Source organism: Sphingobium sp. OAS761, assembly GCF_024168485.1.
In the GTDB taxonomy this organism is placed as follows: domain Bacteria; phylum Pseudomonadota; class Alphaproteobacteria; order Sphingomonadales; family Sphingomonadaceae; genus Sphingobium.
In genome coordinates this window covers 309292-327058 of sequence record NZ_JALJVY010000001.1, presented here as the reverse complement: position 1 = coordinate 327058, position 17767 = coordinate 309292, and the positions used below count along the sequence as shown (strand labels likewise).

The following is a 17767-nucleotide window of genomic DNA, read 5'->3' as shown; positions in this document are numbered from 1 at the left end:
GCCAGATTTCGCAAAATCACTTTGCAAAATTGCAAATCGGAAAACGCCCCGGCCGCCATTTTATTGCGGATTGGCGCTAGATCGCGCAGCGGATCGCCGCCTTGCTGGTGACCAGAAATATCTCCGGATCCTCCAGCGCCCGCACCTTGTACAGGAACCTGTCGACCGTCATCTCGCCCAAGTGGGACTTGCGGAGCGATGCCAGCGACTGGAGCCGGCGCAACTGTGCCAGGTTCAGCCGGTCGACCATATGCTGCGTCATGCATCCCGCCATCCGGGGAGAAAGGCCCGCATCGAGCAGCCCGGCACGCAGGCGCGATTCGGGCGTCACGCTGGCGCAGCCGGCCAACAGGACAAGGGCTGTCGAAAGGAAACGGCGCGGGCGCAAGGCGGGAGTGGCGATCATCGCCGCGTCATGGCAAGAGGCGGCTGAACAGAAGCTAAATGGCGTAATGGACGGAGTCGGTTCATGGACAGGTTCTTCACCGCTCTTTCCCATCGGGTTGCCGGATGGACCGGACAGCCCTTCGCCTTCATCCTTGCGTTCGGAACCATCATAGTCTGGGTGGTGACCGGGCCGCTGTTCGATTATTCCGACACTTGGCAACTGGTCATCAACACCGGGACGACCATAATCACCTTCCTGATGGTGTTCCTGATCCAGAATGCGCAGAACCGTGACGGGGCCGCCATCCAAGCGAAGCTGGACGAACTGATCCGCGCGATCGACAATGCGCGCAACGACTTCATCGGTATCGAGCATCTGACCGAAACCGAACTGGAAAGCATCAAACGGGTCATCGAACGCGAATGCGGCGACGACGAAACCCATCGACTGGCGTTCGACCGGCTGATCCGGCGGCGTTGAACCGCCAGTCAGTGCGCGTGCGCGGTCAGCTTTACATTTTCGCGGCGATAGGCGTCGATGCGCTCGCCATATCCGCGCGCCATGCCTTCATAGGCTGCGCGCACCTCCCGCGACGCGCTACCCTGCGCGCGGAACAATGATATCTGCTGACGACACAGCAGGTAGTTTACGTCCGTCTCCATACTCATTTCGCCCTCCTGTCAGCGCAAGAGATTGATTGGCCTGACCGTGACCACATGGCCCGACCGGCAGACACCCTTGTATCACGGAATGACGCAGGATCGAAATCGTCTATTCCGCCACCGCCGCAACCCGGCGCGGGGTCGGGGCGGCCCAGCGCAAGACGGCGAACCCTGCAAGCGCCGACAGGATCGATCCCATCAATATGCCACCCTTCGCTTCCTCCACCAGCAGCGGATCGGCCGGGAATGCCAGTCCGCCGATAAACAGGCTCATGGTAAACCCGATACCGCACAGCATCGCGGTACCGTAGAGCTGGACCCAGCTTGCGCCGGCAGGCCGCTCGGCGATGCCCAGCCGCGCCGCGCCCCAGATGACGCCGAACACGCCGATCTGCTTGCCCAGGAACAGCCCCAGCGCGACGCCGAGCGGCAATGGCGCCAGCAGCGCGCCCAATGTGGCGCCGTTGATGGTAAGGCCCGCATTGACGAAGCCGAACAGCGGCACGATCAGATAGGCGGTCCAAGGATGAACGCGGTGTTCCAGCTTGTGCAGCGGACTGTCGACGGCATCCGGCGCGCCGGGGGTGCAGCGGATCGGGACCGTGATCGCCGCCAGCACGCCCGCCACGGTGGCGTGGACCCCGGAAAGCAGCGTGAAGTACCACAGCAGGGCAAAACCGATCAGATAAGGCGACAGCGCCTTCACCCCCGCCCGGTTCATTCCGTACATCGCCGCCAGCACCAGCGCCGCTGCGCCCAGCGCCGGCAGGTCCAGCCCCTGGGTATAGACCAGCGCGATGATCGCGACCGCGCCCATGTCGTCCACGATCGCCACGGCGGTAAGGAACAGCTTGAGCGACGCGGGCGCGCGGTCGCCCAGCAGCGCGAGCACGCCGATGGCGAAGGCGATGTCCGTGGCCGCCGGTATCGCCCATCCCCGGATCAGCGCCGGGTCGCCGCCGGTCACCACCAGATAGACGATAGCGGGTGCCGCCATGCCGGCGACGGCGGCCAGGATGGGCAACCGTCGCCGGTCCCAGGTGGAAAGCCCGCCGTCCAGGAACTCGCGCTTTATCTCCAGCCCGACGACCAGGAAAAAGATCGCCATCAGACCATCGTTGATCCACAGATGCACGGTCATCGCGCCAAGCTTGGACGACAGCGTCGGCCCCAGTTCGGCGTGGATCATGTCATGATAGATATGGCCGGCCTCGCCCGGCAGGTTCGCCAGCAGCATCGCCAGCGCGGCCGCCGCCATCAGCAGGATCGCGCCACCGGCCTCCCCGGCCAGGAATTCTCGGAGGATGGAGGCGGGGCGATTTTGCATCGTGCGGAAATTCCTTTGCCGGAGCGGCTGCAATTCGCTTGGAAGCGACAGGGACCAGTGGCATCCTCTTCCCTGATTGGGCATGGGGGTCAAGCCTTTGGGGGACAATCCGGTCGCATTGCTTGCCGCACTGCACCATGAAATCCTGCTCTTCGCCGCCGTCGGGCTGGCCATCGGTGGCATCGACGACCTGATCGTCGACCTGTTGTTCCTGGCCCGCAAGGCGTGGCGCGACGCAGCCGTCTATACACGATTTCCCCGGATGACGACCGCTTTCCTGCCTGTTTCAAGCGATCCTGGCCGGATCGCGGTATTCGTCCCCGCCTGGCAGGAGGCGGAGGTTATCGCACCGATGCTGCGCCATGCGCTGTCCCGCTGGGGCCATGACCGGTATCGCATCTTCGTCGGCGCCTATCCCAACGATCCCGCCACGATCGATGCCATCGCATCGGTGGCGCAGGACGACCCGCGCCTGGTGCTCGCCGTCAATTCCTGCCCCGGCCCGACCACCAAGGCCGATTGCCTGAACCTGCTCTGGCGGGCCATGATCGCGCAGGAGGATGCCGGCATTATGTAGCAAACGCACCAACGCGATTACGTCTGTATTTTCCTGCGATGGCGGACGTATCGCAGATGGTGGTGTAGCGTGATCGAGTTAGTAAAAGCGATCTCGCTCATCCTTGGGTGTTTGGTATTCCCGCCAAGCCACGGGATCGGTCATAGGGAGGCAGATTACTTCCCCGTCTTGCATTTGCGTGCGATATTTGAACGGATATCTACGGCTAACGCCGTGAACATTCCGGCATTGGACCCATCCCTCAACGATACAGCGCCGAGGATCATGGCCTTCGAAATATTTGGCCAGCGAACTATGGTTGAAGCCACCCCCCGCGCCACGCATAATCTCGGAAACATCCCCGCTTTGCAGGGCAAAATTGGTGGGTATCCCACCGCCTCCACAACTAAAACCTGTTCTGCCCATGTAGGGCATCGCGGCTATTTTCATTTGGTATCGTTCAACTATAGCAACGGAGCCGCCGACATTCCTAAATCTAAACGTGCTATCTATGTAGCCCATGAACTCTTCGATAAGACTGTCCCATTGGCGCGTATAAGATACCTGTATATCTTCGAGCATAATGTATGGACTAGATTGCGCCCTAGCAATTTCGTTGGCTTCCAACATCGCATCAGTCGCGTTTCCGGTGTCTTCAACGGCCTTACGGGTAAGCTCAACTTGTCGGAATATCAGATAAGTGCCTATCGTCGTAATGAAGGCCATTGCGATGCCGACTATCAAAGCCCAAAAAGCCCAATCGGACATCTGCCGTTGGGCGCTAAGATCGGCCTCGCTGCGCTGTGCCTCATGGCTGGCTTGTATAGCGCTTGCTACGCATTCCTGAATGGCGGTCGTATCGGGTTTGGCCCAGCAATCGGCTATTTGCTTGCTGGTGTCATAGGGATAGGCGGCGGCGTAGCCTTGGGCTTGAGCATCATTACGACCTGATAGTTCGCCGATATGGAAGGTGTAAGTAAGCGTCCCGCTCAATACGGCGATTGCGGCAAGTGATGCCCCTATAACCGCAACGTGTCGGCTCTTATCGCTTCCAGACATTGGACCAGAAACACCGCTGTAAATTTGCCCCGGCTCAGCTTGTTCCTGATATTCGGCTCAGAGTCCATCACTCCTATGTCGGCCAGCTTTCCCACCAGGTCGGCATAGGACAGCCCACGGCGCTTCAGCTCAGCCTTGAGCAGCCCCTTAACCTGATCTTCCCAATCCTTCGCTGTCTTAGGCATGGTCGTATCTCCTATGATGTTATGTGCATCATATACGATACGTTTTCCATTGACAATAGTGCATGAATGCCATTATATGCAATGCATAAGAAACGGATACGATGACATGCAGCACTTTCTCCTCTCTGCCCAGGCCCGCACGATCAGCCTCAAGGCTGTTTTCTCCATGGGTGAGGACAAGGCTTACCGGACCTTCTGCGAAATGCGTTGGCCGGAGAATGACGGTGAAGCGGTTTGCCCGCGCTGCGGCTGCGTCGAAACCTACAACATCACGTCACGCCGCAAGTTCAAGTGCGTTGCCTGCTATCACCAGTTCAGCGTCACCAGCGGCACGATCTTCGCCAGCCGCAAAATGTCCTTCACCGACCTGCTGGCCGCGATTGTCATTTTCGTGAACGGCGCCAAGGGTGTCGCCGCCCTGCAATTGAGCCGGGATCTGGATTGCCAGTATAAGACGGCGTTCGTCCTGACCCACAAGCTTCGCGAAGCCATGGCCCGCGAGAATATGGGTGCGACCATCGGCGGCGTTGTCGAGGTCGATGGTGCTTATTTCGGTGGCTATAGCAAGCCCGCCAACGAGAAGGCCGACCGTAAGGACCGCCGCCTACTGGAGAACAAGACAGGAAAGCGTCAGGTCGTCGTCGTGGCCCGCGAGCGTGATGGCCGCACTCTCTCGACCGTCACCGGCTCAGAGGCTCAGGGCGTCCCCTTCATCCGTTCTGTGGTCGAGGAAGGCGCTATCGTCCATGCCGACGAAGGCAGCGCGTGGGACGTGCTTCACGCCTCCTATGAGACTGGCCGGGTCAATCACTCGTTCCGTTTCATGGACAAGGGCGTTTGCACCAATCAGGCCGAAAGCTATTTCAGCCGTCTGCGCCGCATGGAAGTCGGCACGCATCATCATATCGCTGGCCCCTATCTGAACGCCTACGCTGGTGAGGCTTCTTGGCGCGAAGATAATCGCCGCGTTGCGAACGGTGGACAGGCTGCGATGGTGACGGCTGCGGCGATGGCTTCGCGGGTTAGCCGCCAGTGGAAGGGTTACTGGCAGCGCAGCGCATGAACAAGTTGCGAACATTAACGTGTTGAGAACAATTCTCAGGCGCAATCCGTCCCTGCCCCACAATTTATGCCATAGATTGCCCGTTAAGCACCCTTGGAGGGGCGGCAACAACCGCCAATAGGGTAGGGCGCCCCCAAACAAAGTTTCGCCTGTACGGCCCCTCAAATCGTTGAGAAGATGAAACCGTATTGGCAACGAATCAAAAATCGGCTAGAGACAAAAATAGGCCGGCAGGGAGTGCGAATCCCTACCAGCCCATTTTGCAATACCACCGGCTCCGAGGGCCGTTGGCGCTTGTGATCACGAAGCGGCATATAGCCCAGACTGATACACTCGTCAACATCCTCGGAGCCTCTAGGCCCGAAAGGAAACGACGCTAGTTCCCATTTCAAATTAAGACGGCGCTATCGGTTTGCACCTGAGAGCAGGTTTCTGACTCTCGCTGCAAACATCGCCAATGGACCAAACGAACTTGGCACGGAAGCGATAAGCTCTCCGTCCACTCGGCCAAAAGTAAGTTGACCGAGACGGCGCTCTGCGTCCTCAAAAGATGTGGCCTGTAGTTCTACGTTCCATTGCGCACCGTCATGACGATAGCTCACCAGATATTTTTTGAACTCTGACATGAAAGGGCCTCCCATGGCCTATTACAAGCTTTACAAAGATGCAGCTAGTCAGTGGCGGTGGCGTTATGTGTCCTCTAACGGCCGCACCATCGCCGACAGTGCAGAAGGCTACTGGAATAAGCAGGATGCCATAAACGGCATCAACCTTTTGAAAGGCTCGTATAACTCTCCCGTTATCGAGTAAAGAGGCGAGGCGCGTTCCGTCTTAGATGGCACGCGCCTCACCCACTCCCATTCCGCCATTCGCCCGTAGGCTCCCCCGGCTTCCCGGTTAGCTGCCATCGCAGCAGCCCGCCCGCTGCGGCTTTCTCAGAGCACACGAAGCCCTTGTCCCGCAGCTTCTTGAGGCTGTGCCCTGTGCGCGTCGCTATGAGCTTCCTGAGGGCCTTGTCGGAGGTATTCAGGCCCCGCACCTCCATCACCAGTCTGGCAAGGTCCAGCGTCGTCAATGCGACGTCGCTCTTGCGGATCGTGTCCAGTAGGAAGCGTTGAACCTCGCCACGAAAGGCAGCGTTCGGCGGCGGCACGGGTTTGACCGGCGCGTCTGATAGGTCGATGTCGGGTTCGAATATGCGGATGGAGCGCTCAAGGCTGTCCAGGTCCGCCATGTGCTGGGCAAGCTGCGCCTGTAGCGCCTCTATCTTCCCGACGATCTCCGCCCGCTTGTCGATCAGGCCATGCACAACGAGTTTCATATGATGACATTACGCAACGCGGGCGATTGCATCTATCCTTACGTTGGTGCGTTTGCTACATAATGCCGGAGGATGCCGCCGGATTCCGATACAAGGCGATCCTGCTGCATGATGCCGAAGACGTGGTTCATGCCGACGAGATCCGCCTGTTCGACCTGCTGATCGACCGGTTCGCACTGGTGCAACTGCCCGTCCTGCCGCTGCCCGGCCGGGGCCGCTGGCTGGCGCGGGCGATCGCCGGTCATTATGGCGACGAATTCGCGGAAAGCCATGGCAAGGCACTGACCGTGCGCGAAGCGCTGGGAGCGTCGGTCCCGTCGGCGGGGGTGGCCTGCGCCTTCGCGCGGGGCATGCTCGCCCGTCTGGCGGACAAGGACGGACCGGGGCCGTTCGACCCGTCCTCGCTGACGGAGGATTATGAAGCGGGACTGCGCATCCGCGACCTGGGCGGGCGAGGCATTTTCGTACGGATGCGCGACGCGACCGGCGATCTGGTCGCGACGCGTGAATATTTCCCCGACAGAATCGACGCGGCCGTGCGCCAGAAGGCCCGCTGGATGGTCGGCATCTCGCTCGCCGGATGGGACCGGCTGGGCTGGCGCGGCGGCCCTGCCGAATGGTGGATGCGCCTGCGCGACCGGCGTGCGGCGATGGCGGCCCTGGTCCTGTTCGCGGCCTATGTCGCGCTGCTACTCTGGGCATTGCTGCTGGTGATGGCGCTATTCATGCCCGTGCCCGCCCGCCCCGTGCCTCCGTCCATGGTCGCGCTGCTGTGGCTCAACGGAGGGCTGATGGGCTGGCGGACGCTGATGCGCGCCATCTTCAGCGGCCGTATCTATGGGTGGCGACAGGGGCTGGCCGCCATCCCGCGCACGGTCATCGCCAACTATATCGCGATATTGGCGGCCCGGCGCGCCGTAACCCTCTATGTGCGCTCGCTGCTGGGCGCGCCTTTGCGCTGGGACAAGACGCGCCATCGCTTTCCAGACCTGCGAACCGAGCCGTGACGCGCGCCGGGCGGGGAAGACCACTGCGTTTCTTCGCCCTGCTGATGCTTGCCTGGATCGGCATTCGTCTGGCGTCGGATCCGGACCTGCCATTGCCGCCCGACATGGCCCGCACACGCACGACATCGACGGGGCAGGTTGTGGTTCGGCCGCCGCTCCTCCTCCCCGCATCGCCTTCAGGACCGCTGCGCGCGCGCGCGGGAGCGGCCGTGGCGACGCCGGTTCCCGGCGCGTGGATCAAAGCCGCGCCTCTGGCCCGAATCAATGTCGGCGCACCGGTCGACCTGCTCGACTTCATCCATTTCTCCGTCGCCTTCGCCAACCGCCATTATGGCGATGATCGGCCGGTCGGCCTGGGCAGGCCGATCGGGTTCCCCGCCATGGGGCCGCCGCTGCCCGCTCCTCTCGGCGCCGCGACCGATCGCTGGCAGGCCAGCGCCTGGCTGCTCTGGCGCCCGGATCACAGCGATGTCACCGACATCGCAACCGCCGGAAGACTGGGTGCGTCGCAAGCCGGCACACGCATCGCCTATCGCCTGACCGCAGGCGCCCATGCCCCCGCCAGCGCCTACGCACGCGCGAGCGTCGCCCTGGAACAGCCCGCCGCGCCCGAACTCGCGGCCGGGATCGCCTTGCAACCCGACAGCGCCATTCCCGTCAGTATCGCGGCCGAACGACGGATTGCCCTGGGCAAAGGCGGGCGGGATGCCTTCGCGCTGATGGCGGTCGGCGGCTTCGGTCCTACGCCCGTGACCGCCGGAATCGCGGCGGACGGATATGCCCAGGCGGGCGTGGTCGGACTGCGGCAGCGCGATATATTCGTGGACGGCAAGCTGTCGCTGCTGCATCCGCTGCCCGGCACCGGGCTGCGCATCGGCGCGACATTGTCCGGCGGGGTACAACCGGGCATCGGTCGCCTGGACATCGGCCCCGAAATCCGGCTTCGATTGCCCCTGCCACGGATGCCCGCACGCCTTTCCGTCGAATGGCGACAGCGGGTCGCCGGTCATGCCCGCCCGGTGTCCGGCCTTGCCGTCACGATCGCCGCCGATTTTTGAGTCCGCCCGGCGCTAGCGTCTTTATATCGCCGCGCTTTGCTATTAGGCCGACATGCCATGGATCTCTACCTGCCCATCGCCAATCTGTCGGTGAACGCGCTCGTCATCATCGGCCTGGGCGGTGTGGTCGGCCTGCTGTCCGGCATGTTCGGCGTGGGGGGCGGCTTCCTGACAACGCCGCTGCTGATATTCTACGGCATTCCGCCTACAGTCGCCGCCGCGTCCGCCGCATCGCAGGTCACGGGCGCCAGCGTATCGGGCGTGGTCACCCATATGGCGCGCGGCACGGTGGATTTTCGCATGGGCGGCGTGTTGATCGCGGGCGGCGTCGCCGGGGCGGGGATGGGCGTGCTGCTGTTCCGCCTGTTGCAGAGCCTGGGCCAGATCGACACGGTGATCGGCATTCTCTACGTGCTGATGCTGGGCGGCATCGGCGGCCTGATGGCGAAGGAATCCATTCAGGCGCTGATCGCGCTGAAGACCGGACGCAAGGCCCAGGCCCGCAAGCGCAGGCATCACCCGCTGGTCGCGGCCCTGCCGATGCGCTGGCGCTTCTACCGCTCGGGCCTTTACATCTCGCCGCTCGCCCCGCTGCTGCTGGGGATGGCGACCGGCATCCTCACCATGCTGCTGGGCGTCGGCGGCGGCTTCATCCTCGTGCCCGCGATGCTCTACCTGCTCGGCATGACGACCCAGTCGGTGGTCGGCACGTCCCTGTTCCAGATATTGTTCGTGACCGCCGCGACCACGATGATGCACGCGATGACGACCAAGGCGGTCGATCTGGTGCTGGCGATGCTGCTGCTGATCGGCAGCGTGACAGGCGCCCAGATCGGGACGCGCCTGTCGATGAAGCTGCGTCCCGAATATCTGCGCGTCCTGCTCGCCGCGATCGTGCTGCTGGTCGCGGCGCGCATGTTGCTGGGCCTCGCCTGGCGCCCCGACGAAATCTACACGATCGGGGTACGCTGATGGGCGTCCGCGCCCGCCTGGCGCTGCTGCCGGCGCTGCTGCTGCTTGCCGGCGCGGACGAGCCGCAGCTCGTGCCCGACGTGTCCCAGCGCGACGTGGAGATACAGTACAGCTTCACCGGCGCCGACCTGCTGCTGTTCGGCGCCATCGCCTATCCCGACGGGCGCAAGCCCGACAAGCCGGCCGACATCGTGGTCGTGCTGAAGGGGCCGGAACAGTCCATCACCATGCGCGAAAAGCAGAAGGTCGCCGGCATCTGGGTCAATGCCGACAGCGCCCGTTTCGAATCCGCGCCCAGCTTCTATGCCATGGCCTCGTCCCGGCCCATCGGCCAGATCGTGGACGAACGCACCGCCGCCATCTACGAACTGGGCGTGGACAAGCTTCAACTCTCCCCCTCGTCCCTCAACGAGAGCGCGGAACTAAAGCGGTTTCAGGCCGGGCTGGTGGACCTGCGCGAACGGGCCGGGCTGTTCGTGGAACGGCCGGGCGCGGTCGAAATCACCGACGGCCTTCTCTACCGCGCGCGGCTGCCCCTGTCGGCGCGCGTGATCGTGGGCGACTATACCGCCGAAACCTTCCTGGTGCAGGACGGCCGGGTGGTCGCCGCCGCCGTGCGCGACATCACGGTGCGCAAATCCGGTTTCGAACGCTTCATGGCGGTGGCGGCGGAACAATGGTCGTTTTTCTACGGCCTGACCGCCATCGCCGTCGCCTTCGGCATGGGCTGGGCGGCCGGGGCGATCGCCCGCCGCATCTGATCGCCCCGGTGCCCGCGCGCGCCGCCGGTTGTTCAGGCCAGCATCTCCGCCGTGATCGGCAAAGCGCGCACGCGCTTCCCCGTCGCCGCGTGAATCGCGTTCACCAGCGCGGGGATGACCGGCGGCAATGCCGGTTCGCCCAGCCCCGTGGGCGGATAGTCGGTCCGGACGAATTCGACATGGATCTCCGGTGCATCCGTGATGCGCATATAGGGATGGGTATCGTAATTGGCCTGCTCGACCGCGCCGTCCGCCTGCGTGACCTGCTGCCCGGCCAGCGCCTGGCCCAGCCCCTCGATCACCGATCCCTGCGCCTGGTGCAGCGCGTTGAGGGGATTGATGATCTGGCTGCCGACATCGCCAGCGACCCAGACGGTTTTCACCCGGGGCAGGCCGTCGGCGACGACCGCTTCCACCACTTCGGCGAAATAGCCCATATGGCTGTAGTAGAAGGCGAAGCCCTTGCCCGTGCCCTTGGGCAGCGCGGCGCGTTCGGACCAACCCGCCATCGCCAGCACCTTCTCGATCACCGCCGTCGCCCGCGCCGTCACGAACGGCGGCGCGTTCTTGCCGCGATCCAGTTCCCTCGGCTGGCGCAGCAGGTCCAGCATCAGGGTCGGCAGATCCTTGCCGGCGGCCAGCGCCACCTCGTCCAGAAATGCCTGGTAGACGAAGGCGATGGCATTCGAACCGGGCGCGCGCAGCCAGCCGGTCGGCATGTTGGTGGCGATGAAGCTCTGCTCCAGCAGCACATGATCGATCAGGCCCGCCGGCAATTCGGTGGCGGACAATTCGGCGGCGCGCACCGGCTTGCCGTCCTTGCCGAACGTGACGAAATGGTCGTGAAAGGCCGTCAGCCGGCCGTCCTTGTCCAGCGCCGCGCGGAAACCGTGCCATCCGGCGGGACGGTAGAAATCGCGCTGGATATCCTGCTGCCGGTTCCACAGCAGCTTGACCGGCACGCCGGGCACCTGCGCGGCGATGGCGGCGACCTGCACCATATAATCGTTCATCAGCCGCCGTCCGAACCCGCCGCCGATCCGGGTGAAGTTGATCCGGATCTTGTCGGGCGGCAGATTCAGCGCCTTGGCCACCAGCGCGCGTCCGCTTTCGGGATTCTGGGTGGGCGCCCATATTTCGATCGCGTCATCGGCGAACAGCGCGGTGCAGTTCTGCGGTTCCAGCGTGCCATGCGCCAGGAAGGGGTAGCTGTAGTCGGCGCTGACTGTTTTCGCAGCGCCGGCAAAGGCCGCATCCACATCGCCTGTGCGGATGATGTCGGCGTCCGCCTTCGCCAGGCGTTTTTCCGCCGCCTGTCGGGCATAGCCGGCACTCGAAAAGCCGCTGACCGCGCCCGCGTCCCATTCGACCTTCAGCGCCTCGCGCGCCTTGTTCGCACTCCACCAGCTGCGGGACAGGATCGCCACACCGTCGAACAGGGATTCGGGTGTGCCGTCGCCCCTGATCGTCAGTACCCGCTCGACACCGGGCAAGGCCTTCACCTCGTCCAGATTGGCCGACAAAAACGTCCCGCCGAAAGCAGGGCAGGTTTCCAGCACGGCATAGAGCATGCCCGGCAGCTTGAAATCGATGCCGAACAAAGGCTTGCCCGCGACGATGGCCGGCGTGTCGATGCCGCCTATCGACCGGCCGATGATACGGAAATCGGCCGCGTCCTTGAGCGTCAGCGTCGCCGGATCGGGCGCGGGCAGTTTCGCCGCCACGGCGGCCAGCGATGCGTAGCTGGCGGTCTTGCCCGAAGCGGGATCGCGCACCATGCCGCCGCCGGTGCGCAACGTTCCGGTCGCCACGCCCCAGTCCTGCGCCGCAGCCGCGACCAGCATGGCCCGCGCCGCCGCGCCCGCCTGCCGCGTGGGTAGCCATTCGCGCGGCGTCGTCCGGCTGCCGCCCGCGCTCTGCCCGCCGAAAATCTTGCTGTCGGCATGGGTCTGTTCGATGGTTACCTGGCTCCAGTCGACATCCAGTTCCTCGGCGATCAGCATCGGCAGCATCGTCTTGGCGCCCTGCCCGATTTCCGCGTTCTTCGCGCCGATGACGACGCGATTGTCGGGCAATATGCGGATGAAGGCGGTCAGGACCACCGGCGACCCGTCCGCCGCCCGTGCCACTGCCAGCCGGAGGTCGAACAGCAGGCCGCCGCCCGCCAGCAGCGACGCGGAAATGAAGCCCCGGCGCGAAAGAAGGGCGGCGCTCATGCCTGCGTCTCCGCGATGCCGGCGGCGTCCCTGATGGCGGCGCGGATGCGGACATAGGTTGAACAGCGGCACAGATTGCCCATCATCGCCGCGTCGATCTCCTCGTCGCTGGGCCGGGGCGTCTGTGCCAGAAGCGCCGTCGCGCTCATGATCTGGCCCGCCTGGCAATAGCCGCACTGGGGCACGTCCAGCTTCACCCAGCTCGCCGCGACGCGCTTGCCCGCATCGCTCGCCTGCACGCCTTCGATGGTGGTGACCGCCATGTTCGCCACATCGCCCACCGGTGTCTGGCAGGACCGCACCGCCACGCCGTCCAGATGAACGGTGCACGCGCCGCACAGCCCGGCGCCACAGCCGAACTTGGTGCCGACCATGTCCAGATCCTCACGCAGCGCCCATAGCAGGGGCTTGGCCGGATCGCCGTCGACCCGCCGCTTTTCCCCGTTCACCGTGAAGCTGATCGCCATGCCTACCCCCATGTTGCGGTGACGCGATTAGATGCCGATCTGCACGCTCCTGTCCAGCAGGATCGGTGTTCCGCAGCGCCGATTCACCGCCTTTCAGTCGCCGCCCAGTATCGCGGCAAAATCCACCGGGTCGACATTGCTGCCCGACAGGACCACGGCCACGGGCCGGTCGCTCGGCGGCGCGATCCCCGCCAACAGCGCGGCCAGCGCCACGGCGCCGCCGGGTTCCACCACCAGCTTGAGTGTCGAGAAGGCGAAGCGCATGGCATCGCGTACCTGGTCGTCGGTGACCGACAGGCCATCCGATGCCAACGCACGAAGGATCGGGAAAGTCAGCGCGCCGGGGCTGGGCGCCATCAGCGCGTCGCAGATCGACCGCGCATCGCGCGACACACCTTCGCGCACGCCGCTGTTCAGCGACCGGGCGGTATCGTCGAACGCGGCCGGTTCGACGGTGTGGATATCGACCTCCGGCGCCAGTGCCTTGACCGCCGTCGCGACCCCGGCGGACAGGCCGCCGCCGCCGCAACAGACGAGCAGTTGGCCGATGTCGGCACCCGCTTCCCGCGCCTGCGCCACGATCTCCAGCCCCGTCGTTCCCTGCCCGGCGATGACGAACGGATCGTCGAAGGACGGCACCAGCACCGCGCCGCGCCGCCTGGCCAGGCCGGTGGCAATCTCCTCGCGGCTCTGGGTAAAGCGGTCATAGGGCACGACTTCGGCGCCCAGGGCACGGGTGTTGGCGATCTTGATAGCGGGCGCGTCGGCCGGCATCACGATGGTGGCCGGCATGTCCAGCATCCGCGCGGCCGCCGCCACGCCCTGCGCATGATTGCCCGACGACCAGGCGACGACGCCGGCCACACGCTCCGCCGGGTCGAGCCGCGCCAGCCGGTTATAGGCGCCGCGAAACTTGAACGACCCGGTGTGCTGCGCGCCCTCGAACTTCACCAGAACACGCCGGCCGCACTGTTCGTTGAGGCGCATATTCTCGATCAGCGGCGTGCGCACCGCCGCGGGCGCTATGGCCCGCGCGGCATCCACTATGTCGTCGAAACGGATGGCGGGATCGTCTGTCATGCCCCTTTCCTAGCGCTTTCCCCGGCCCCCGCAACGGGCCGGTCGCGCGGCACTGGTCCGGCGACAGCTTGCCCTCCTCCGCGCCCTCGCCTAAAGGGTCGCTCATGCCCGACATGACCGCCGCGCCGCCACCGACCGACCTGACCGGCCGGGCGTTGTTTCCGCATCGGCACCTGCTGTCGATCGCCGACCTGAAGCCCTGGGAAATCCGCTTCCTCCTCGACGAGGCGGAACAGTGGGCGCAGGCCAACGAGGGCCGCGCGCGCAAGCATGACGACCGGCTGGCGGGCATGACGCAGATCAACGCCTTTTTCGAAAACAGCACGCGCACGCTGCTGTCGTTCGAGATCGCGGGCAAGCGGCTGGGCGCGGACGTCGTCAACATGCACGCCGGCCAGTCCAGCGTTAAGAAGGGCGAAACGCTGATCGACACGGCCATGACGCTGAACGCCATGGCCGCCGATGTGATCGTTATCCGCCACGCCAGTTCCGGCGCGGTGGCGCTGATCGCGGACAAGGTCGACTGCCCGGTGCTGAACGCGGGCGACGGCTGGCACCAGCATCCGACGCAGGCGCTGCTCGACGCGCTGACCATCCGCCGCCGCAAGGGCGGTTTCGAAGGGCTGGTCGTGGCTATATGCGGCGACGTGCTGCACAGCCGGGTGGCACGGTCCAACATGCTGTGCCTCGCCGCGCTGGGGGCGCAGGTGCGCGCGGTCGCCCCGCCCACTCTGCTGCCGCCGGACGTGGACATGCTGGGCGCGACGCCCTTCACCCGGATGGACGAAGGACTGGACGGCGCCGACGTGGTCATGATGCTGCGGCTCCAGAACGAGCGGATGGACGGCGCCTTCATCCCGTCGGCGCGGGAATATCACGCGCTCTACGGGCTGACGCCGGAACGGCTGGCCCTGGCGAAGCCTGACGCGCTCGTCATGCATCCCGGCCCGATGAACCGGGGGGTGGAAATCACAAGCACCGTCGCCGATCATCCCGACCGGTCCGCCATCACCCAACAGGTGGCGATGGGCGTAGCGGTGCGCATGGCATGCCTGGACGTGCTGACGCGCGGCGCCCGCGGCGTGGAGGGATGGGCATGAGCAGGATCGCCATCGTCAACGGCCGGCTGGCCGACCCGTGCGGGGACGCGCCCGTTCCCGGCATTGTCCTGATAGACGGCGACCGCGTCGTCGCCACCGGCGCAATCGACATTCCCGCCGATGCCGACCGGATCGATGCGCAGGGCCTGGTCGTCGCGCCGGGCCTGGTCGATCTGGGCGTTTTCGCCACCGACAAGCCCGCCTTTCATTTCGGCGGCATCACGCGCGCCGCGCTGATGCCCGACCAGCGGGCGCCGCTGGACGAGGCCGGGCTGATCCGGGAAGCGACGCGTGCGGGCAAGCCCGACTTCTGGGTCCACCCCATCGCAGCCGCGACGCGGGGTCTGAAAGGCACGGAAATGGCGGAAATGGGCTTGATGCAGGCCGCAGGTGCGCGGGCCGTGAGCACCGGCCGCCACTGGATCGCCGATTCGGGCGTGATGCTGCGCGTGCTCACCTATGCCAGCGGCCTTGGCCTGACCGTCATCGCCCATGCCGAGGATGGCGGGCTGACGGCGAAGGCGGTGGCGACCAGCGGCGAGACGGCGACCCGGCTCGGCCTGCCCCATGCCCCCGCCAGTGCCGAAGCGATGGCGATCGCCCGCGACATCATGCTGGCGCGGGAAACCGGCGCGGCGATCCATTTCCGGCTGGTGACGACCGGGGCGGGTTTCGACCTCATCCGCGCGGCGAAGGCGGAAGGGCTGCGCGTAACCTGCGGCATCAGCCCCGCCTATCTGTTCCTCAACGATCAGGCAGTGACCGATTTCCGCACCTTCGCCCGCCTGTCCCCGCCGCTGCGCGGCGAACGCGACCGGCAGGCGAGCCTGGCGGCGGTCGCGGACGGCACCGTCGACGTCATCACGTCCGGCCACGACCCGCGCGGACCGGAGGACAAGCGACTGCCTTTCGCCGATGCCGCGCCCGGCATGGCCGGGGCGGAAACGCTGCTTGCCCTGTCGCTCAACCTCGTGCGCGAAGACCGGGTGACGATGGGGCGCCTGATGACCCTGCTCTGCGCCAATCCCGCGCGCATCCTGGGCGTGGACGCGGGCCGCTTCGCGCCGGGCGCGGCCGCAGACCTGATCTTTATCGATCCCGATGCGCCCTGGATCGTCGACAGCGGCAGGATGGCGGCGGCGGCGGGCAACACACCCTTCGACAAGGTGCCGGTGCAGGGCCGGGTGCGCCGCCTGATGAAGGGCGGCACCTTTCTCTGACCATGTGATCGACCGTCCACGCGCGGAACGGAAGTCGCCCGTCCCGGCCTGCGAAGCCTATCCCGGCCGCTAGGCACGCGACGTCTTTTTCGGAACCCGTCCCGCACTCATGCGCTTGCCTTTTGTTCAGGGCAATCAGGGGACCATGATGAAGCAGCCGGTAGCGCAGCAGGTGCATGTCGATGCGCCGTGGAAGATACCGCCGCGCGCCTGGTGGGAGATATTGAAGCGCGTCCATGTCGGCATGTCCGCCAATCATCTGGGCCTGTTGTCCGCGGGCGTCGCTTATTATGCTTTCCTGTCGATCGCGCCGCTGCTGGCCGCCGTGGTGCTGACCTACGGCCTGATCGGCGACCCCGCCCTGGTGCAGCGGCACATGGCCGCCATCATCACGGTGGTGCCCGCCGATGCCGCCCGGCTTATCAACGACCAGCTCATCGGCGTGGTATCCGCCGCGAAGGGCACGACCGGGCTTGGCCTCGTACTGGCGCTGGGCCTGGCCATCTACGGCGCCACCCGCGCCGCCTCCGCGATCATGGAGGCGCTCAATATCGTCTACGCCTCGCGGGAATCGCGCGGCATCATCGCCTTCTACCGCGTATCGATGGGCATCACCTTCTCTGCCGTGCTGGTGGTCGTATCGGGCGTCGTGACCGCCACGATCATCGGCCTGGTCCAGACATTGCTCACCGGATGGGGCCCCGGCGTCCTGTTCGTCATCAAGGCGGCGACCTGGATCTGCGCCGGGCTGCTCGCCAGCGCCATCTTCGCGCTGATCTACCGTTTCGGTCCGCACCGGCGCCGTGCGCGATGGCAATGGCTGACGATAGGGTCGGTGACCGCGACCCTTTTCTGGCTGCTCGCGACGCTGGGCGTCTCCTTCTATGTCTCGCGCTTCGGCAATTATAACGAGACCTACGGATCTCTCGGCGCGGTGGTCGTTTTGCAGCTTTGGCTGTTCGTGTCCGCCTATGTCGTGCTGATCGGCGCCCAGGTGAACGCGGAGGCGGAACGGCAGACCAGCGTCGACACCAGCGTCGCCGATCCGCACGCCGTCGCCGCATAAACGCGCTTGCCCTGCCACACGGGCCACGCTAAAGGGCACGCCTTCGCCGGTACAGGAGTGTAGCTCAGCTGGTAGAGCGTCGGTCTCCAAAACCGAATGCCGGGGGTTCGAGTCCCTCCACTCCTGCCAATATCCTGCCGTGGAACCTTGATTTTTCGGGGCTTCGCGGCTAGGTGCGCCGGCGAACATGTGTCGCGAAGCATGCGGCCGCATCCCCCGGATGCCGAATGGCAGGATCGGGAGGGCGGACTGTTGCTTC

19 protein-coding genes, 1 tRNA gene and 1 pseudogene are annotated in these 17767 nt (G+C 65.1%); 13 read left to right on the top strand and 8 right to left on the bottom strand.

Annotated features, from left to right (window positions below; genetic code table 11):
* Positions 1 to 76: 76 nt before the first annotated feature.
* Positions 77 to 406 (bottom strand): hypothetical protein, encoded by a 330-nt coding sequence (locus J3E64_RS01665; protein WP_253338924.1) that lies wholly within the window; start codon positions 404 to 406, stop codon positions 77 to 79.
* Positions 407 to 469: 63 nt separating this feature from the next.
* Here J3E64_RS01665 and J3E64_RS01660 point away from each other — a divergent pair, with 63 nt between their 5' ends.
* Positions 470 to 868 carry a low affinity iron permease family protein gene (locus J3E64_RS01660; RefSeq protein ID WP_253338922.1) on the top strand — a complete coding sequence of 133 codons (399 nt, stop codon included), beginning with the start codon at positions 470 to 472 and terminating at the stop codon, positions 866 to 868.
* A gap of 8 nt (positions 869 to 876) precedes the next feature.
* Here J3E64_RS01660 and J3E64_RS01655 read toward each other — a convergent pair whose 3' ends face one another.
* Both J3E64_RS01655 and nhaA read right to left on the bottom strand, forming a co-directional pair.
* A complete protein-coding gene (locus J3E64_RS01655; RefSeq protein WP_253339413.1) occupies positions 877 to 1056 on the bottom strand; it encodes a hypothetical protein in 180 nt (59 codons plus the stop codon).
* A gap of 103 nt (positions 1057 to 1159) precedes the next feature.
* On the bottom strand, positions 1160 to 2377 hold the full coding sequence (gene nhaA / locus J3E64_RS01650) for a Na+/H+ antiporter NhaA (protein WP_253338920.1): 1218 nt from the start codon (positions 2375 to 2377) through the stop codon (positions 1160 to 1162).
* Positions 2378 to 2459: 82 nt separating this feature from the next.
* On the opposite strand from nhaA, the gene J3E64_RS01645 reads away from it, so the two are divergent.
* Together J3E64_RS01645 and J3E64_RS01640 are read left to right on the top strand one after the other, a co-directional pair.
* The gene (locus tag J3E64_RS01645; protein WP_253338918.1) at positions 2460 to 2954 is read left to right on the top strand and encodes a glycosyltransferase; all 495 of its coding nucleotides are present in this window, start codon (positions 2460 to 2462) and stop codon (positions 2952 to 2954) included.
* Between the two features lie 69 nt (positions 2955 to 3023).
* Positions 3024 to 3884, top strand: a complete 861-nt coding sequence (locus J3E64_RS01640) for a hypothetical protein (protein WP_253338916.1) — start codon at positions 3024 to 3026, stop codon at positions 3882 to 3884.
* Between the two features lie 68 nt (positions 3885 to 3952).
* On the opposite strand, the gene J3E64_RS01635 is transcribed toward J3E64_RS01640, so the two are convergent.
* Positions 3953 to 4177, bottom strand: coding sequence for a DUF6471 domain-containing protein (locus tag J3E64_RS01635; protein WP_253338914.1), 225 nt, complete (start codon positions 4175 to 4177; stop codon positions 3953 to 3955).
* A 106-nt stretch (positions 4178 to 4283) separates the two neighbouring features.
* Between J3E64_RS01635 and J3E64_RS01630 the strand changes: the two genes are divergently transcribed.
* A complete protein-coding gene (locus tag J3E64_RS01630; protein WP_253338912.1) occupies positions 4284 to 5240 on the top strand; it encodes an IS1595 family transposase in 957 nt (318 codons plus the stop codon).
* 639 nt (positions 5241 to 5879) lie between these two features.
* Positions 5880 to 6050, top strand: coding sequence for a DUF1508 domain-containing protein (locus J3E64_RS01625; protein WP_253338910.1), 171 nt, complete (start codon positions 5880 to 5882; stop codon positions 6048 to 6050).
* Positions 6051 to 6087: 37 nt separating this feature from the next.
* Here J3E64_RS01625 and J3E64_RS01620 read toward each other — a convergent pair whose 3' ends face one another.
* Complete coding sequence (locus J3E64_RS01620; protein ID WP_253338908.1) at positions 6088 to 6561, bottom strand: hypothetical protein; 474 nt, start codon at positions 6559 to 6561, stop codon at positions 6088 to 6090.
* A 68-nt stretch (positions 6562 to 6629) separates the two neighbouring features.
* Here J3E64_RS01620 and J3E64_RS01615 point away from each other — a divergent pair.
* From J3E64_RS01615 to J3E64_RS01600, 4 genes and pseudogenes are all read left to right on the top strand, one after another.
* Positions 6630 to 7568: pseudogene (locus J3E64_RS01615) on the top strand (glycosyl transferase family protein); the annotation flags it as partial.
* Entirely contained in the window at positions 7565 to 8626 is a 1062-nt protein-coding gene (locus J3E64_RS01610) for a hypothetical protein (protein ID WP_253338906.1), read from the top strand. The pseudogene J3E64_RS01615 and the gene J3E64_RS01610, both read left to right, overlap by 4 nt.
* A gap of 57 nt (positions 8627 to 8683) precedes the next feature.
* Positions 8684 to 9598 carry a sulfite exporter TauE/SafE family protein gene (locus J3E64_RS01605; protein WP_253338904.1) on the top strand — a complete coding sequence of 305 codons (915 nt, stop codon included), beginning with the start codon at positions 8684 to 8686 and terminating at the stop codon, positions 9596 to 9598.
* Complete coding sequence (locus tag J3E64_RS01600) at positions 9598 to 10359, top strand: TIGR02186 family protein (protein ID WP_253338902.1); 762 nt, start codon at positions 9598 to 9600, stop codon at positions 10357 to 10359. Before J3E64_RS01605 ends, J3E64_RS01600 begins: the two co-directional genes overlap by 1 nt.
* Before the next feature lie 32 nt (positions 10360 to 10391).
* Here the strand turns inward: J3E64_RS01600 and J3E64_RS01595 are convergent, their stop codons facing one another.
* The 3 genes from J3E64_RS01595 to J3E64_RS01585 form a co-directional block, all read right to left on the bottom strand.
* A complete protein-coding gene (locus J3E64_RS01595; protein ID WP_253338900.1) occupies positions 10392 to 12575 on the bottom strand; it encodes a xanthine dehydrogenase family protein molybdopterin-binding subunit in 2184 nt (727 codons plus the stop codon).
* Positions 12572 to 13042 (bottom strand): (2Fe-2S)-binding protein, encoded by a 471-nt coding sequence (locus J3E64_RS01590; RefSeq protein WP_253338898.1) that lies wholly within the window; start codon positions 13040 to 13042, stop codon positions 12572 to 12574. Before J3E64_RS01590 ends, J3E64_RS01595 begins: the two co-directional genes overlap by 4 nt.
* Before the next feature lie 93 nt (positions 13043 to 13135).
* Positions 13136 to 14122, bottom strand: coding sequence for a threonine/serine dehydratase (locus J3E64_RS01585; protein WP_253338896.1), 987 nt, complete (start codon positions 14120 to 14122; stop codon positions 13136 to 13138).
* A 104-nt stretch (positions 14123 to 14226) separates the two neighbouring features.
* On the opposite strand from J3E64_RS01585, the gene J3E64_RS01580 reads away from it, so the two are divergent.
* The 4 genes from J3E64_RS01580 (at position 14227) to J3E64_RS01565 (ending at position 17637) form a co-directional block, all read left to right on the top strand.
* Positions 14227 to 15222 carry an aspartate carbamoyltransferase catalytic subunit gene (locus J3E64_RS01580; protein ID WP_253338894.1) on the top strand — a complete coding sequence of 332 codons (996 nt, stop codon included), beginning with the start codon at positions 14227 to 14229 and terminating at the stop codon, positions 15220 to 15222.
* Positions 15219 to 16442 carry a dihydroorotase family protein gene (locus J3E64_RS01575; RefSeq protein ID WP_253338892.1) on the top strand — a complete coding sequence of 408 codons (1224 nt, stop codon included), beginning with the start codon at positions 15219 to 15221 and terminating at the stop codon, positions 16440 to 16442. Before J3E64_RS01580 ends, J3E64_RS01575 begins: the two co-directional genes overlap by 4 nt.
* Positions 16443 to 16590: 148 nt before the next feature.
* Entirely contained in the window at positions 16591 to 17508 is a 918-nt protein-coding gene (locus tag J3E64_RS01570) for a YihY/virulence factor BrkB family protein (protein WP_367398591.1), read from the top strand.
* A 53-nt stretch (positions 17509 to 17561) separates the two neighbouring features.
* Positions 17562 to 17637, top strand: a tRNA-Trp gene (locus J3E64_RS01565).
* The last annotated feature ends 130 nt before the right edge of the window (positions 17638 to 17767 follow it).

Coding starts and splice junctions, on each gene's coding strand:
- J3E64_RS01625 (WP_253338910.1), top strand. CDS start 5,880: ATGGCCTATTACAAGCTTTACAAAGATGCAGCTAGTCAGTGGCGGTGG.
- J3E64_RS01575 (WP_253338892.1), top strand. CDS start 15,219: ATGAGCAGGATCGCCATCGTCAACGGCCGGCTGGCCGACCCGTGCGGG.
- nhaA (WP_253338920.1), bottom strand. CDS start 2,377: ATGCAAAATCGCCCCGCCTCCATCCTCCGAGAATTCCTGGCCGGGGAG.
- J3E64_RS01600 (WP_253338902.1), top strand. CDS start 9,598: ATGGGCGTCCGCGCCCGCCTGGCGCTGCTGCCGGCGCTGCTGCTGCTT.
- J3E64_RS01655 (WP_253339413.1), bottom strand. CDS start 1,056: ATGAGTATGGAGACGGACGTAAACTACCTGCTGTGTCGTCAGCAGATA.
- J3E64_RS01595 (WP_253338900.1), bottom strand. CDS start 12,575: ATGAGCGCCGCCCTTCTTTCGCGCCGGGGCTTCATTTCCGCGTCGCTG.
- J3E64_RS01645 (WP_253338918.1), top strand. CDS start 2,460: ATGGGGGTCAAGCCTTTGGGGGACAATCCGGTCGCATTGCTTGCCGCA.
- J3E64_RS01630 (WP_253338912.1), top strand. CDS start 4,284: ATGCAGCACTTTCTCCTCTCTGCCCAGGCCCGCACGATCAGCCTCAAG.
- J3E64_RS01605 (WP_253338904.1), top strand. CDS start 8,684: ATGGATCTCTACCTGCCCATCGCCAATCTGTCGGTGAACGCGCTCGTC.
- J3E64_RS01590 (WP_253338898.1), bottom strand. CDS start 13,042: ATGGCGATCAGCTTCACGGTGAACGGGGAAAAGCGGCGGGTCGACGGC.
- J3E64_RS01580 (WP_253338894.1), top strand. CDS start 14,227: ATGCCCGACATGACCGCCGCGCCGCCACCGACCGACCTGACCGGCCGG.
- J3E64_RS01620 (WP_253338908.1), bottom strand. CDS start 6,561: ATGAAACTCGTTGTGCATGGCCTGATCGACAAGCGGGCGGAGATCGTC.
- J3E64_RS01585 (WP_253338896.1), bottom strand. CDS start 14,122: ATGACAGACGATCCCGCCATCCGTTTCGACGACATAGTGGATGCCGCG.
- J3E64_RS01635 (WP_253338914.1), bottom strand. CDS start 4,177: ATGCCTAAGACAGCGAAGGATTGGGAAGATCAGGTTAAGGGGCTGCTC.
- J3E64_RS01660 (WP_253338922.1), top strand. CDS start 470: ATGGACAGGTTCTTCACCGCTCTTTCCCATCGGGTTGCCGGATGGACC.
- J3E64_RS01665 (WP_253338924.1), bottom strand. CDS start 406: ATGATCGCCACTCCCGCCTTGCGCCCGCGCCGTTTCCTTTCGACAGCC.
- J3E64_RS01570 (WP_367398591.1), top strand. CDS start 16,591: ATGAAGCAGCCGGTAGCGCAGCAGGTGCATGTCGATGCGCCGTGGAAG.